The following is a 14,671-nucleotide window of genomic DNA, read 5'->3' as shown; positions in this document are numbered from 1 at the left end:
GCTAAAGGGGAAGTGGACAATTCAATCAGACTATATCCACATACTCGAAGAAAATTGCGAGAGTCGTCAACCAGATATAGAAACTCTAGGAAATTCTCTTGAGAGAATCACTGCTGATGTGTTTGGTGACAAAGTCACTGAAAAACCTTATCAAGAAATGATAGACCAGATTATAGAGTCAAAATACTCTAATAATATTGATAAGGCAATTGATGAACTGTCTGATGAATTAGGTTCTAAAGCAATATCCTATTTATACGCTAAGAAACAAAAAAAGCAATGATTGATGTAACCAAAAATAAAGTAGATATCGCTCAATATAATGATTTACTTAATCTTGCGATATCCTCTAACACAAAAAATACACGCAATATAAAACGTCTTTCTCCGTTTATAAGAAATGCCTACAGAGACTATGACAAAATTATTGGTCGTTACCATCTAGAACCTACAGCATCTAGATTTAAAAAAAATAAAAAGATCATCGAAGACTACTATACTTCTTCTCCTGTTGCTATAGATAACGAATTATCAAAAATAAGAAAGAGAAGACTCTGTCAATGTCCTTTTTGTGGTCGACCATGTAAACCTAGAATACTTGACCATTTTATCCCAAAAAGTCATTGGCCTGAATTTTCGATACTCCGTAACAACCTTGTAAATCAATGTAATTCTTGTTCCTCTAAAAAATGGAACCATTACTATTGTAATACCAATAAGACTGCTAAGTTCATACATCCTTACTATTCAAACTTATTAACAAAAGTTAATTTTAAATTTATCTTCGATACATCTAGTTGTACTAATATTATTGGTGCAAGTATTGACCTTAAAATTATCATTTCAAGGGGTGTACGCGGGCGTTCAAGAAGAAGAATAAGAAAGCACCTATATGAGTTAGACATAAAAAAATATGCACTAGAATACGCTAAAGATAAATATGAGGATATCTTAGAAGATGCAAGCTACAAAGAGGTAGACATGGTCAATAGGTTAGAGGAAGATATTAAAATAGCGAACCGAAAAAGTAGCAACCATTGGGATGGTCGCATTTTCGAAGCAATGCTAGCGAACGCTGATATAAAAGGATATTTAGTACAACATCAGCCTTAATTAATCCTTAAGTCTGAAGTCGCTTCATTTTTAATCGGGTTAATAGCAACCTATCTCTATTGAATTTGTACCTTTCTTGTATAGAAGTATGATTTTTTCTGCGCTAATTCTGAGTTACATACGACAAAGCGGGTTGCTCAGGCAATTCGTCAACCTTTAGCTTAGGTATTGGAAAAACAACGCATCGTGATTCTGGATATTATCAGAGTTAACACATATTGGGGCAAAAACGAGTTTCGAACCAAACCATTTCACCATCCCAGGGAAAAATTCAGGACGAATTTTTAGGTTGTCGGCGTCGGGAACGCCTACAACCGCCCCGGACAACACCAAAGAACCAAAAGGCATTTCTGGATACTCTTTGGGCCAGCAAAGAGTATCTGGCGCGCATGTACAAATGTTGAGATTGACGCTGAACGCAAGCGCGACATACCAGCCCATCACAATAAGAGAAATATTGGGACAGTCGCCTTAAAAACGCCAAAAGGCACTGGATTCCCGCCTGCGCGGGAATGACATAAATAGTTGATTTTAATTAAAATAAAACCCCAAAAGACAAGGTTCGGAAAGGTCACCTGCTTAGGGAAAAATTCAGGACGAATGTTTAGGTTGTCGGCGTCGGGAACGCCTACAACCGCCCTGGACCACACCAAAGAACCAAAAGGCATTTCTGAGTACTCTTTAAGTGTATCTGGCGCGCATGCACGAATGTTGAGATTGACACTGAATCCAAGCGCGACATCCCCCCCATCACAATAAGAGAAATATTGGGACAGTCGCCTTAAGAACGCCAAAAGGCACTGGATTCCCGCCTGCGCGAAAATGACGTAAGCAGTTGATTTTAATTAAAATAAAACCCCAAAAGACAAGGTTCGGAAAAGGTCATCTGCTTAGGGAAAATTCATGGATGAATTTTTAGGTTGTCGGCGTCGGGAACGCCTACAACTGACCCGGACAACACCAAAGAACCAAAAGGCATTTCTGGATACTCTTTGTGCCAGCAAAGAGTATCTGGCGCGCATGCACAAATGTTGAGATTGACACTGAACGCAAGCGCGACATGCAACACCTTCCAAGAGTGCATTCCACGCTACCGCCGGAACGCACATCATTGCATACCCTGAAACCTTCCCGTCCTCAAGCCTAGAACACAGTTTCAGGGTGACTGCATTCAATCTGTCACAATGTGATTTCAGACAACAAATCAGTACAACAGCCTTGTTTTTCCTAGCCTTTCACGCAGACGATCTGCCTGAGGGTATGCACCACTTCAACCAGATCTTTCTGGGCGGCCATGACGCTATCAATGTCTTTATAAGCCATAGGAATTTCGTCGATCACGCCTGCATCTTTGCGGCATTCCACACCTTGGGTCGCTGCGACCTGATCGGCAATGTTGTACACTTTCTTGGCTTGTGTCCGGGACATCACGCGGCCTGCGCCGTGGCTGCAACTGTTGAAGCTGTCGGCATTACCCAGTCCACGGACAATGAAGGATTTGGCGCCCATACTGCCCGGTATGATCCCCATCTCCCCTTTCTGAGCGCGCACGGCACCCTTTCGGGTAACAAAGCAATCTTTCCCGAAGTGATGTTCCCGCGAGACGTAGTTATGGTGGCAGTTCACCGCCATTTCAGCCGCCGAAAAATGCACGCCGAGCGCCTGTTTCAGCGCAGATATGGCGTTCATCATCATAATTTCCCGGTTCTTGCGGGCGTAATCCTGCGCCCATTCGACTGCTTCGACATAATCGTCAAAGTACTGGCTGCCTTCTTTTAAGTAGGCTAAGTCCTGATCCGGCAGATGGATCTGGTGCCGGGTCATTTCTTTCTTCGCCAGTTCGATGAAGTAAGTCCCGATACGATTGCCGACGCCCCGACTGCCGGAGTGCAGCATGATCCAGACGCTGTCGTACTCATCTAAACACAGCTCCAGAAAGTGATTCCCTGTGCCCATGGTGCCGAGGTGATGAATGTTGTTGGTTTTGCGGATCGCCGGATGTTTATCACAGATGCGTTCAAACCGGCGTTGCAGGGTCAGCCACTCGCTGGCGACCAACTCGGGAATTTTGTCCCACGCGCCGACATCTTTTCGTCCGCGTCCAGTGGTGCGGCCATGAGGAACCGCAGCTTCAAACGCACTGCGCACGCCTTTGAGGTTGTCGGGCAAATCACTGGCCTTCAGGCTGGTTTTGGCCGCCACCATGCCGCAACCGATATCGACACCCACCGCCGCCGGGATCACCGCGTTCACAGACGGAATCACACTGCCAATGGTGGCGCCTTTGCCGAGGTGAACATCCGGCATCACCGCAATATGGTGATGCACGATATCCATCGCAGCGATATTCTTCAGCTGCGCCTGCGCTTTGGCGTCAAAAGGCACGCCCCGGGTCCAGGCGTGAATCGGTACATGCCCTTGACTGGTCAGGGTCTCATACTGTTTTTCGTGTCTCTTTTCGTGGTTCATCGTTTCGTTCCTTTTGCTCTTTGCGAGCAACAAACAGAGGCGGAATAGAGAGAATGCCCCGGTTTCAATTCATGCTGACATCCGGTGAAACCTGCGCTAAATACACGGTATTTTCACCACACCTTTCATTAAGCCTTCCAGACCGTTATGTACCGTCAGGCTGTCGATTTTTTCTGCAACTTTTTCAAGTGCCTCAAGCTCTTTCAGGCGCAACAGCGTTGGGTTGTTTTCCATCACTTTCGCGGTGTTATGTAAACTGCGGGTAGCCGCCGTTTCTTCACGGCGCTTGATCACATTCGCTTCCGCTGCCTTTTGCGCTTCCACTACCTGATTCAGGATGGCTTTCATCTCGCCGGGTAAAATGATGTCTTTCATACCGACACTGTCCAGCGTCACACCAACCGCTTGTAGCAAATCTGCCACTAACGTTCTGACCGTCTCATTGACATACAGCTTATCGTTGAGGAGGTCATCCAGTGTTTGCGTTCCCACGGCCTCACGTAAAGCCAGTTGCAGCGTTTTATAGATATAGTCTTCCACCTTGTCGACACGGCTTGCAGCCAGTACCGCATCCACCACCCGAATGCTGGCACTCAGGTTGATGCGCAGGCTGACCCGGTCTTTGCTCAGGATTTCCTGACCGCTGATATCTAACAACAGGCTCCGCTGGTCATAAATTTTCACTTCAACCTGACGGTTCAATTGCCAGAAACCGTACTGACCCGGTGAAAGCGTTTTTTCCAATTTGCCGTCGAGATAAAGCAATCCGATATGCTGCTTATCGATATGGATATCCGCGACCGGCTTCACCGCGACGGTATTTTTACTGCGGATCAGGCTGCCGGACGTATTCGCCCCCGCTCGCTTCATCAATTGCAACAGGCTGTTTTCAACTGCAACCGCCTGCGAAATATCAATAATATCCAGACGGAACTCCCCGGCATCTTTCCACACATACAGGTGCTCACCGGATGCAACGATACCTTGCAGCATGCCATTCAAGTACAGCATACCCACTTCAGACCCAGCCAGTTTCCAGTGCAGGATGTGCTCAGCGAGCGTGTCATGTTTGTGGTACAAACGGATCAAGTTTTCGTCTGTCACAAAGCATGTGTTGATATCGAAAGTAATGAAACTAAGCGCTTTCCTGAAATCCCAAAACAAGTGCTTTCCTGCCGTTAAGACCGTCTCAAATTGTTGATCTTTTAGAACCAATACGCGTTGGTTGTCTGCAATGATTAATTTTTTTCTGAAAATCATGGTCATCATCCTTGCTTATCATTCAAGCATTGAAGTACGAACAAGGTGACTGACTTGATGACCCGTGGACGAAAGACCCGGGAAATCAGGGAGCATCCTGCTTGCTGAATTCCGTTTGGTTTTCGTCGGCTTGCCACCAGCGGTCAGTCACGATTGTTCGCAATTGTTTTTTATCTGTATTTATTGGAGCGGGAATCGAACCCACAACACGCAATGTGAAAAATTGCTGCTCTACCGTTGAGCTATCCTGTTTTTAAGATGGGAATCGAACCCACGACACACGAATCGTCCTTCGCTGCTCTACCTGCTGAGCTACTTAAAAGTTAATGTGATTGGTATACGCATTTGCATGGCTTGGCGCACCGGCGTGACTCAGAATCACAACCATCAAATCACAAACTTGTTATTTCAAGTGGCGTGCCAAATTTTGAAAAAACACAAATAAAAATCTCAACCAATTGTTTTTCATGAATAAAAATCTTTTTTATTGCATCAGGTGTCAATTCCTCCTGGACGGACGAACTCAGAGAAAGCAATATAATCCGATATGGTATTATCTTTTTGGATAGGTAAAGGATGAAAAAGCAGGTCGCAGTCAGTCTGCTAGGCACTAAACTGGATTTTTACGGGAAACGCGCCGACCGATGGCACAAATGGCGTCCGAATGTCAGCCTTTGCAGCCAACAGGATTTGAAGATTGATCAGCTTCACCTGATGCATGACAACCGGAGTATTCGGTTAGCAAACCAGATCCGTGATGATATCGGGACGGTTTCCCCGGAAACCGACGTACAGTTACATCCCCTCAATTTTCATGACCCATGGGATTTCGAAGAGGTGTACGCCAAGTTATTCGACTGGTGCAAACAGCAAGACTTCGACACCGATCAGTGTGATTATGTCTTTCACATCACCACGGGGACGCATGTTGTTCAGATCTGCAGTTACCTGCTCACTGAAAGCCGCCACTTTCCGGGCAAACTCATCCAGTCAGCACCCGATAACCGCAACCCGGTCAAATCTGTCGGGCAAGTGCAGATCATTGATTTGGATTTGTCCAGATACGATCAGTTAGCCAACCGCTTCGATATCGAGCATCAGGAAGGCAGTCAGTTCCTGAAAGCCGGAATCGCGACCAAAAATGAAGCATTCAACCAACTGATCAGCCAGATCGAAAAAGTCGCCATTCGATCGCCAGAGCCCATTTTACTCACCGGGCCGACAGGTGCGGGGAAATCACAACTGGCATCCAGAATCTACCAGCTCAAAAAAATGCGAGGGGCGGTGGAAGGCGCGTTTGTTTCCGTCAACTGTGCAACCTTAAAAGGCGAGAATGCCATGGCCGCGCTGTTTGGTCATACCAAAGGGGCATTCACAGGGGCTTTGGCTGCCCGGGATGGTTTTCTGAAAACAGCCAATAACGGTGTGCTCTTTCTGGATGAAATCGGAGAACTGGGACTTGAAGAACAGGCCATGCTGCTCCACGCCATCGAAAATAAAACCTTTCATCCTGTGGGCAGTGATCAAACCGTTTCCAGTAACTTTCAGCTCATTGCCGGGACCAATCGGGATCTGCACCAGCAAATTACTTCCGGTCAGTTTCGTGAAGATTTGCTGGCCCGTATCAACCTCTGGACTTATCCGTTACCGGCACTGAAAGACCGCCGTGAAGATATCCCGGCTAACCTTGAGTATGAGCTGGAACTCTATACCCGAAAAACGGGGCAACGTGTTCAGTTCAGTAAAGAAGCCAAAGAGACATTTCTTCACTTTGCGCAATCCCCGATGACGCCCTGGTCTGGGAATTTCCGGGATCTGACAGCAGCAGTGACCCGTTTATGTACACTGGCCGATGCGTCCCGCATTTCGGTGGATGACGTGTGCGAGGAAATCACCCGACTTCAATTTGCCTGGCAGCCAGGCACGGCAGCTATTCGTCAAGTCATCACCCAATTCCTCCCTCCTGAAGTTATGGATACATTAGACGACTTTGACCAGTATCAGCTGAACTATGTGTTGCAGGTTTGTCAGCAACACCAGTCACTGGCTTCAGCAGGACGTGAACTTTTCAATATCAGCCGATTGCAGAAATCGTCCAACAATGATTCCAGCCGACTTCAAAAGTATCTGGCGAAATTCGGACTAAAATGGGCTGATATTCAGACATAAAAAAGCCGTTTCTTCTGCCAGTCATCCTCCGACGGGTACAAAAAAGGCAGCGTTTCCACTGCCTTAACAAGTATGTACACATTCGTTTTGATTTAAGCCGCCACCAGCTTGCTGCGGCGCGTTCTGAATTTGATCTGAGCCACTGCCACGCCACAGAGCACCATTGAGCCACCAATCAGATGGATGGGTTCCAGCTGTTCATTCAGCATCATGCTGGCGATGATCGCGGTCATGACTGGCATCAGGTTCATGAACATGGCGGTTTTGTCTGCCCCCAGCATTTGAATGCCTTTCATCCAGCACCATGGCGCAATCACCGAAGCCGGAATCGCCGCAAACAGAATCAGTGGCAGTGATTCGCCGGTCACAGCAACCCGCTGGCTGGTGAACAGCATCGGTAACAGAAACAGTACCGCAAACACGCCCTGCACATAGACCGACTGCCAGTTACTCAGCGGCATGTCCCAGCGTTTAATCAACACGCAATACAAGGCATAGACAAATGCCGCCAGCAACAGCAAGCCGTCCCCCTGATTAATTCCCTGTGCCAGCAGACGAGACGGATCACCATGACTGAGCATCAGCACCAGTCCGCCCAGAGACAATACTGCGCCGATCATCGCCAGTGGCGAGAGTCTTTGCTTCAGAATCGGCACGCTCAGGAACATGCTCATCAGCGGCACCAAAGACATAATCAGTGCCATATTGGTGGCCGTGGTTGTCGGCGCGGCAAAGTAACCCAGCGACTGGTTCAGCACCATCCCGAGTAACGCCAGAAATGCCAGTTTGGACAAATACGGTTTGATACTGGCCCAGTTTTGAATGACAGATTTCAACACAAAAGGGGTGAGTGCCAGCATGGCAAAAAACCAGCGGTAAAATGCGATCGCTCCCGGATCAATCACGCTGTAAGAAAGTTTGTTAACAATGGCATTCCCTGCCCATATTGAAACGGTCAATAAGGGGAATAAGTAGATCATGCGCTGCCTTCAATTCAGATCATAGAAAAATACGCTGAGCGTATGTCTTTATTGTCTCAGGTCAGCTTAGAAATACATATCTCTAATCAGACATCTGACCCTTACTGTCGGACATATCAGCCAATAATGGCAATAACTCAAAACACAAAAAATCTGTCTGGTGTTCTTCATTAAAAAATTGCTTCAGCAAACGTCCCCCGTTCCGCTCGATCACTTGGCGGGAAAATGTGTTTTCCGCATCGCATGTAATGCGCACAGGTTTCTTGATCACATGCCTGCGTACCCACTGCAGCATATGACTGGCAACGCCCTGACGCCTGGCGTTCGGCTGAGTCTCATACCCGATATGGCCAAGAATATGTTCGACGCGATCATTCGTGCCGGATCGAACCCGAATCGATCCCAGAATTTCGCCATCCCTGATACAGAAATAGGTGATTACAGGTACCCAGCCTTCAGGCAAATTTCGCCCTTCCGCATAATCGATCCAGTTTCTGAGATACGCTTCCGGCGCATCCGCAGCGGACTGATAGTGTTCGATGCCACTTTCGGCACACGCTTTCACATAGGGAACATACATCTGTTCATGCCACATGGCTGCCCGGACTATTTCCATGCTTTCTCCTTTTCCATCAATCCGCTTTCTTCTGAATAAAATCAGTCAACTATCGTCTCTAATCTAACATACTCATTGTATTGCACTAGCCTCTGAAGCATACGGAGTGATACATTGAGTGAAAACGCATTTCAAGGGACTCAGTGGCAATGGAGACTGCCAGTATCAATGAATCGCCGAGAGATATTTATTTTCTGCTGACGCCAGAGGTGCACCTGCTCGATTTGGCTGGCCCCTGTCAGGCATTCCACGAAGCCATGAACTACGGCATGAAGCTGAACTTACATTTCATCGGCGATCAGTCTTCTTTCAGCAGCTATCAGGGATTAACCATTGGCGGTGTACAGCCCTTGCCGGCAACCCTGCCGGACCATGCCATTGTCATCGTCTGTGCTTCGAAGTATCACAAAGCGATCTACCAGAATCCGGCCAGTCAGACCTGTATTGAATGGCTCAGGCAGATGCCGAAAGACAACACCCGTATTCTGGGGATATGTACCGGCGCTTTCCTGCTCGGACTGGCCGGGTGGCTGGATAACCGGGCATGTACGACCCATCACAAACTGACGCAGGCACTCGCTGATCAATTTCCAACCGCGAAAGTGATCCCGGAGCGTATATTTGTCCGCGACGAACAGATTTACACCACAGCAGGCGTCACCGCTGGCATCGATCTGGCGCTCCAGCTCATTGAAGAACTCCATGACAGCCCGCTCGCGCTTGAAGTGGCAAGAGAACTGGTGGTGTACCGACGCCGAATGGCCAATGACCCGCAAATTTCCCAGCAACTCTGTTATCGCAGCCATATCTCCCCATTAGTGCATTCTATTCAGGATTATCTGCAAGCCCGGCTGAGCGAAAAGCTGACGTTAACCGACATCGCCGAGGTATTTCGCGTTTCATCCCGCCATATGCAGAGAGAATTTAAAAATGCCACCGGCGTGACAATTCGGGATTATCTGGTGGAACTCCGGCTCGAAGAGGCGAAAAGTTATCTGGAACACGGTGAAACCGTTGAAGGGGCTGCGTTCAAATCCGGGTTTCCGCAAGCCAGTTCGCTGCGGGCAGCCTGGAAGAAAAAGTATCAGTCCCTGCCAAAAGAATCCGCCGCTAAGGGACACGCGGCGGTCGAAAGTACAGGGAGATACCTGTTTAGTCGCTCAACCGACTGACAAAAAACTGAGATGTCAGCTGGAGTGCATGTTGGGTCGCTTCCGGGTTGTAACGAATCGGAACCTGTCCGCCCTTTCCCCGGAAGGCATAGGGATCAAAGAAAAGACTGTCCGCTCTGGGCCGTTCAAAAGCATGGGTTGCCCCGGCCAGTGTTTCCAGTTTCACCCGAGACTGACTGTCGATGGGCAATTGCTGCACCAGATGCTCACAATCGCCCGGGCCATCGTATTTATCCTCAGCACCGGACAAAATCATCAGCCGACGGTCTTGCGCAATTTGAGTAAAAGGGTAGCCCGGCACTTTGTTATATGCCCAGCACACCGGATAATTCGCTACCAGCGCTTTGAGTGGTGCTGACTGCTGTTCTCCGGCCATCAGCATGGCGACCACCCCACCCCAGGAAAAACCGATCAGGCCAATTTGTTCGGGATCGATATCCTGACGTGATTTCAGGTACTCAATCGCGGCATAAACATCCGGTAAGGTGTCTTCGACATGCTTGGGCCGGGACAGACCACCATCCAGCCCGCGGGCCGCCCACATATCAATTTCCAGTGTCGCAAGCCCTTTGCTGTTGAACGCCTGACTGTAAAGCGTCCCACGCTCATCCACACCACCGGAGCCATGTACGATAATCACCGCCGGCACCGGCGTTTGAGTATCCGCAGGTTGAGTCAAACGGGCAGCAATGGTCAGCGGCGTCGCTGTCCCTTGTCCTGACTGAAACGCGACATAGTTCTGTTTCAGCACCCTTTCCGAATGAAGATTCGACACGGCATGGACAACGTTCGCAGCGAAAAGACCGGCAATCCAAAGGGAGGCGTACAAAATTCGGTTCATCATGACTGCCATGCAACTTCCTGATTGAGTTGGCCCTTGGCGGACGACTGCTGGGGTTGCTGAGGTGATTGTTTTTTCTGAGAGGCTGCCAGCGCCTGTTGCAGGTCGGCAATAATGTCCTCACTGGCTTCCAGCCCGACACATATCCGGACAAGCCCATCGCAGATCCCGTACTGCGCTTTCTCTTCAGGCGAGTAACGACAGTGCGTCGTCGATGCCGGATGTGTGACCATCGACTTGGTATCCCCGATGTTGGTACAGCGCGAAACGAGCTGCAGCGCATCAATGCATCGCCATGCGGCATCCTGTCCGCCATCAACCACAAAACTCAGCACCGGACTGTGCCCGCATTGCTGCCGGGCAATCACCGCCGCCTGCGGATGGTCTTCACTGAATGTGGCAAAAACCTGCTGGACACAGGGCTGTTCGCGGAGCCATGCAGCCACGGTTCTGGCATTCTGTTCATGCAGGGTCATTCTGGCTTTCAGGGTATCCAGCCCGTGGCTCAGCACCCAGGCGGTAAATGCATTCATGCAGGTGCCGGAACTGCGCAGATAACCCTTCAGTGGCTGGATCATCGCTTTGCGGCCCGCGATCACACCGCCGACGGTTCTTCCCTGCCCGTCAATGAACTTCCCGGTTGAATGCAGTACCAGATCGGCACCGTGAGCCAACGGGCGCTGGTTGACCGGCGATAACAGGGTGTTATCCACCACCAGTAAGGCATCATGATGCTTCGCCAGTCTGGACAACCCGGCTAAATCAGCCACTTTCAGCAAGGGATTGGTCGGCGATTCCACCAGAATCATCCGGGTATTCAGTTGTATCGCCTCCTGCCAGGCATGCGGGTCGTCCAAATCCACACAGGTTGCCGTAATCCCGAACTGTCCGAAATATTGCCGGAACAGGTGCGTGGTTGTGCCGAAAATGCCGCTCGCCAGCAGCACATGATCCCCCTGTTTGAGAAACGTGATTGCCAGTGCCAGATAGGCGGCCATACCCGAGGCAAAAGCAACCGCAGCGTCTGCATGTTCCAGAGAGGCTAACTTTTGCTCGAAATGTTCCACGGATGGATTCGTAAACCGACTGTAAATATTACCTTCAGCCACACCATTGAACCGGTCGCTGGCTTCCTGCGCAGAGGTAAAATCATAGGCCGACGTCATCGCAATGGCAGCGGCATGCGAATCTTCCAGCGACGGAAACCCCATATGAATTGCTCGGGTGGTCTGTTCCATGCGTTGTGTTCCTTTCATCCTTAAAACAGGGATTAAGATGACGAAGCCATCTGAGATTGCGGCTTCTCTTTCAAAGCATCAGAGAAGTAGAAGACCAGTCCGGTTGCCACAGACACAAAGCACAGCCCGGTGACTGCCACAGTAATCAGGGTATAACTCTGTGTGGCATCATATGACAGCCCCCCCAGCCAGACCGTTCCGAAAACAAAGATCTGGTGAACCGTGAACAGGCAACCGAAAATTTTACCTTTCACTTTCTCTCCGTAGGCTTTGAGACACATCAGCGAAGTGACAATCACGGTGCCCATGTACGTCAGCCCGAACAGGACAGCGAAAATCATGCACAGGATGAAGTTATCAGCTGCCAGCACAATCAGCAGTGATGCACCACGAACCGCATACAGCAGCGCAAGCATCAAGGCTGGCGCGGAAAAACGCAGCAGATACCCCACGACAAATGCACCAATCAGTTCCGCAGCACCCAGAACGCTCAGTGACGATGCGACAATCGTGGCGCCGCCTTCTCCTTCGGTAAACCGCTCCTGTAACATCGGCACTAAATGCACGTCAATGTAAGCCATCGAAGCGCCACAGCCACCGAATGACAATGCCAGCAGCAAGAAGAGTGGTTTTCGTAAATGCTGATGCCACTTCAGATCATCTTCAGTCGCATCGGGCGTTGCCTCCGAGACAAACGCCCGACGCGGGAATACGCCACACAGCCAGATACAGGCCGGCAGAATCACCAGTGTAAAGACTCCGAAAATGATCAGGCTGACGTCCTGCCAGGTCAGAAATGTATTCAGCCAGACCCAGAATGGCGACAGCACCATAAACCCAATTGCCGTGCCGTTCGTGATGGCCGCATAAGCCATTCCTTTATTCTGGTGATCAAAAATCCGGTCGACCAGCAGAGCCAGAGGCACAAAGGTCATTGCCGTTAAGGCGTATGCAGCCAGCACGCCGAACAACACCAGAAACAGCCAGAAATTGAACGACAGCATCATCAGCAGATAGACAAAAGTCGCAACGATGGCACCGGATAATATGGTCAGCGCCGGGCCAATCCGGTCGCAAATCCAGCCCACCACAGGTGACAGCACGCCAATCGACAGACCAAACAGGGCACTGGTGAGCGAGAAGACCCCTCGCCCCAGCCCGCACATACTGGCTAAATCCAGAAAATAAACCTGATAACTGCCTTTGATCGATGACGCCCAGAATGTCACCAACACGCCCACTGAAATGGCGATGACCTGCTTATTCCGTGAAATTTCCATCAGGCCTCCCCGATCAGCTCCGGTTTCACGATCTGCTCTTGCTTGTCGTAACCGAAGTATTCATAGACTCCCTGATACATCTGATAGAAAAGCTCACAGGTCGTCTCAATGGCCTCCAGCGCTTCCTGCTGCATCTTGGGTGTCTCACACAGGTCCGCCAGCAAGGCCAGTCCCTGCTGAACATGGCCGACATCTTCTTCCTGATGTACAGAGAAGAACAGCAGGTCTTCCTCTTTCAGGTCATAGACTTTGCCCAGAATATTGTGACGGGCTTCATCCCCCACACTTTCCAGATTCTGTCCTTCACTCGCCACCATGACTGCTGCGGCACCAATGTGGTACAAATCCGGGTTTTTACAGGCGATCAGGCGGTAATCAATCAGCGCCTGCGTCTGCGGCAAAGCGGTTGCTGCATCGCGTTCTGCATCAGAAATGCCCAGTGCCCGGATAAAATCCTGCATCAGCACCACATGGTTCTTGGTATTGGATAAACGCCCGGTTTCTTCTTCGTACATATTGTGCAGTAATGCACGTTTATGTTTCGGCAGCGGACAGTGGAAAAATAAATGCTCGATATAAGTCAGAAAGTGTTTCGTAAGCTGATAACCCTGTAAGGTTGTGAATTTTAATAATTCAGGGTTTGGGTGACTTTCATCCAGCAGATATTGAAATAAGGGATGACCTAAAGTCAGGTGTTTTTCTAATGTCTCTCGCATGTGGGTGCGAAATTCTTTTTTAGGGATAAGTTCAGTGCCAACTGACATTATTTGACTTCCTTGTGAATCGAATGTTTTTGTGAGCTGTAAGATCTTGTGGGTGGCATGCTGTTGTGGATGGAAGGATTGAAATCGGTTCCAGAGATCCAGTGTCCGTTGTTTCATGAAATAGCCATCAAATGACTGTCCCTGATAACGGCTGTAATCATTCAGAATGCCATAGGTTTCGAACCCGCATTTTTCCCAGATGCGGTGGGCTTTTGAACCGCCCCGAACATCCAGCGTAAGCAGCGCTATGTCTTGTGCCATGCACTCAAAAGCAATGGCGGCCAGCGTTTTTTCCAGCAGTCCCTGACTGCGAAAATGCGGATGAATCATCCCTTTTTGTAAGTCACAGAGATGCCGGGTTGTCTGCTGATGACTTCTTTTCAGAAAACAGCAAACAACCACAGTTCCCTGATATATTCCCAGCAGGATTTGAAGGCTCTGACTGGCTATTTCTTTTTCCAGAGAGAGGAGATATTGATGCGCTTTTTGATCATCAAACGTTGCATCAAAACCTAAAATTGCATCATCAGTTGAACTTAATTTCAGTAAGTCGATCAGTTGCTTCTGATATTGAGAAAACAAATCAACCTGATGAATCAGTACGTAAGAAATAGGCTCAGCCACAATCAGTCCCTGTAAGCATGGGAATTAACCCGAGGATGAAAACTGATTCAATCTTATTAAGCACTGAATCAATTTCATAGGTTAAAAAGTGACATTTTTTCACCAGAAAAGTGACATTTCAGTCAGTCACTGGCGGCACCCTGCT

At 49.0% G+C, this 14,671-nt stretch carries 12 protein-coding genes and 2 tRNA genes; 4 read left to right on the top strand and 10 right to left on the bottom strand.

Going from position 1 to position 14,671, the window contains the following annotated elements; translation table 11 throughout:
• Both EA58_RS21645 and EA58_RS00410 read left to right on the top strand, forming a co-directional pair.
• A partial coding sequence (locus EA58_RS21645) for a hypothetical protein (RefSeq protein ID WP_036747560.1) occupies positions 1–283 on the top strand: 283 nt, incomplete at its 5' end.
• Complete coding sequence (locus EA58_RS00410) at positions 280–1,113, top strand: HNH endonuclease (protein WP_036747559.1); 834 nt, start codon at positions 280–282, stop codon at positions 1,111–1,113. The genes EA58_RS21645 and EA58_RS00410, both read left to right, overlap by 4 nt.
• 1,227 nt (positions 1,114–2,340) lie before the next feature.
• Here the strand turns inward: EA58_RS00410 and EA58_RS00395 are convergent.
• The 4 genes from EA58_RS00395 to EA58_RS00380 form a co-directional block, all read right to left on the bottom strand.
• Positions 2,341–3,582, bottom strand: coding sequence for an RtcB family protein (locus EA58_RS00395; protein ID WP_081819504.1), 1,242 nt, complete (start codon positions 3,580–3,582; stop codon positions 2,341–2,343).
• Between the two features lie 96 nt (positions 3,583–3,678).
• Positions 3,679–4,842, bottom strand: coding sequence for a slipin family protein (locus tag EA58_RS00390; protein WP_235199513.1), 1,164 nt, complete (start codon positions 4,840–4,842; stop codon positions 3,679–3,681).
• Positions 4,843–5,026: 184 nt separating this feature from the next.
• Positions 5,027–5,090 (bottom strand) — tRNA-Glu (locus EA58_RS00385).
• A gap of 2 nt (positions 5,091–5,092) precedes the next feature.
• Positions 5,093–5,164 (bottom strand) — tRNA-Val (locus EA58_RS00380).
• Between the two features lie 254 nt (positions 5,165–5,418).
• Here EA58_RS00380 and rtcR point away from each other — a divergent pair.
• Positions 5,419–7,011 (top strand): RNA repair transcriptional activator RtcR, encoded by a 1,593-nt coding sequence (gene rtcR / locus EA58_RS00375; RefSeq protein WP_036747556.1) that lies wholly within the window; start codon positions 5,419–5,421, stop codon positions 7,009–7,011.
• Positions 7,012–7,103: 92 nt separating this feature from the next.
• Here rtcR and EA58_RS00370 read toward each other — a convergent pair whose 3' ends face one another.
• Both EA58_RS00370 and EA58_RS00365 read right to left on the bottom strand, forming a co-directional pair.
• Entirely contained in the window at positions 7,104–7,991 is an 888-nt protein-coding gene (locus tag EA58_RS00370; protein ID WP_036747555.1) for a DMT family transporter, read from the bottom strand.
• An 82-nt stretch (positions 7,992–8,073) separates the two neighbouring features.
• Positions 8,074–8,607, bottom strand: a complete 534-nt coding sequence (locus EA58_RS00365) for a GNAT family N-acetyltransferase (protein ID WP_036747554.1) — start codon at positions 8,605–8,607, stop codon at positions 8,074–8,076.
• Positions 8,608–8,756: 149 nt separating this feature from the next.
• Here EA58_RS00365 and EA58_RS00360 point away from each other — a divergent pair, with 149 nt between their 5' ends.
• Positions 8,757–9,779 carry a GlxA family transcriptional regulator gene (locus tag EA58_RS00360; RefSeq protein WP_051641795.1) on the top strand — a complete coding sequence of 341 codons (1,023 nt, stop codon included), beginning with the start codon at positions 8,757–8,759 and terminating at the stop codon, positions 9,777–9,779.
• On the opposite strand, the gene EA58_RS00355 is transcribed toward EA58_RS00360, so the two are convergent.
• Genes EA58_RS00355 through EA58_RS21840 form a run of 4 tightly spaced genes read right to left on the bottom strand, consistent with a single transcriptional unit; the run spans position 9,760 to position 14,526 of the window.
• Positions 9,760–10,632, bottom strand: a complete 873-nt coding sequence (locus EA58_RS00355) for a dienelactone hydrolase family protein (RefSeq protein ID WP_051641794.1) — start codon at positions 10,630–10,632, stop codon at positions 9,760–9,762. The two genes, EA58_RS00360 and EA58_RS00355, sit on opposite strands and share 20 nt — an antisense overlap.
• On the bottom strand, positions 10,620–11,858 hold the full coding sequence (locus EA58_RS00350) for a trans-sulfuration enzyme family protein (RefSeq protein ID WP_081819503.1): 1,239 nt from the start codon (positions 11,856–11,858) through the stop codon (positions 10,620–10,622). Before EA58_RS00350 ends, EA58_RS00355 begins: the two co-directional genes overlap by 13 nt.
• A 32-nt stretch (positions 11,859–11,890) precedes the next feature.
• Complete coding sequence (locus EA58_RS00345) at positions 11,891–13,138, bottom strand: MFS transporter (protein WP_051641793.1); 1,248 nt, start codon at positions 13,136–13,138, stop codon at positions 11,891–11,893.
• Positions 13,138–14,526 (bottom strand): iron-containing redox enzyme family protein, encoded by a 1,389-nt coding sequence (locus EA58_RS21840; protein WP_200872133.1) that lies wholly within the window; start codon positions 14,524–14,526, stop codon positions 13,138–13,140. Before EA58_RS21840 ends, EA58_RS00345 begins: the two co-directional genes overlap by 1 nt.
• Positions 14,527–14,671 lie beyond the last annotated feature (145 nt).

This window comes from Photobacterium galatheae (assembly GCF_000695255.1).
In the GTDB taxonomy this organism is placed as follows: domain Bacteria; phylum Pseudomonadota; class Gammaproteobacteria; order Enterobacterales; family Vibrionaceae; genus Photobacterium; species Photobacterium galatheae.
Note: the sequence above shows the minus strand (reverse complement) of the source record. Positions and strands in the feature narration are given on the sequence as shown.

Coding starts and splice junctions, on each gene's coding strand:
- EA58_RS00350 (WP_081819503.1), bottom strand. CDS start 11,858: ATGGAACAGACCACCCGAGCAATTCATATGGGGTTTCCGTCGCTGGAA.
- EA58_RS00365 (WP_036747554.1), bottom strand. CDS start 8,607: ATGGAAATAGTCCGGGCAGCCATGTGGCATGAACAGATGTATGTTCCC.
- EA58_RS00345 (WP_051641793.1), bottom strand. CDS start 13,138: ATGGAAATTTCACGGAATAAGCAGGTCATCGCCATTTCAGTGGGCGTG.
- rtcR (WP_036747556.1), top strand. CDS start 5,419: ATGAAAAAGCAGGTCGCAGTCAGTCTGCTAGGCACTAAACTGGATTTT.
- EA58_RS00370 (WP_036747555.1), bottom strand. CDS start 7,991: ATGATCTACTTATTCCCCTTATTGACCGTTTCAATATGGGCAGGGAAT.
- EA58_RS00355 (WP_051641794.1), bottom strand. CDS start 10,632: ATGGCAGTCATGATGAACCGAATTTTGTACGCCTCCCTTTGGATTGCC.
- EA58_RS00390 (WP_235199513.1), bottom strand. CDS start 4,842: ATGATTTTCAGAAAAAAATTAATCATTGCAGACAACCAACGCGTATTG.
- EA58_RS00410 (WP_036747559.1), top strand. CDS start 280: ATGATTGATGTAACCAAAAATAAAGTAGATATCGCTCAATATAATGAT.
- EA58_RS00395 (WP_081819504.1), bottom strand. CDS start 3,582: ATGAACCACGAAAAGAGACACGAAAAACAGTATGAGACCCTGACCAGT.
- EA58_RS00360 (WP_051641795.1), top strand. CDS start 8,757: ATGGAGACTGCCAGTATCAATGAATCGCCGAGAGATATTTATTTTCTG.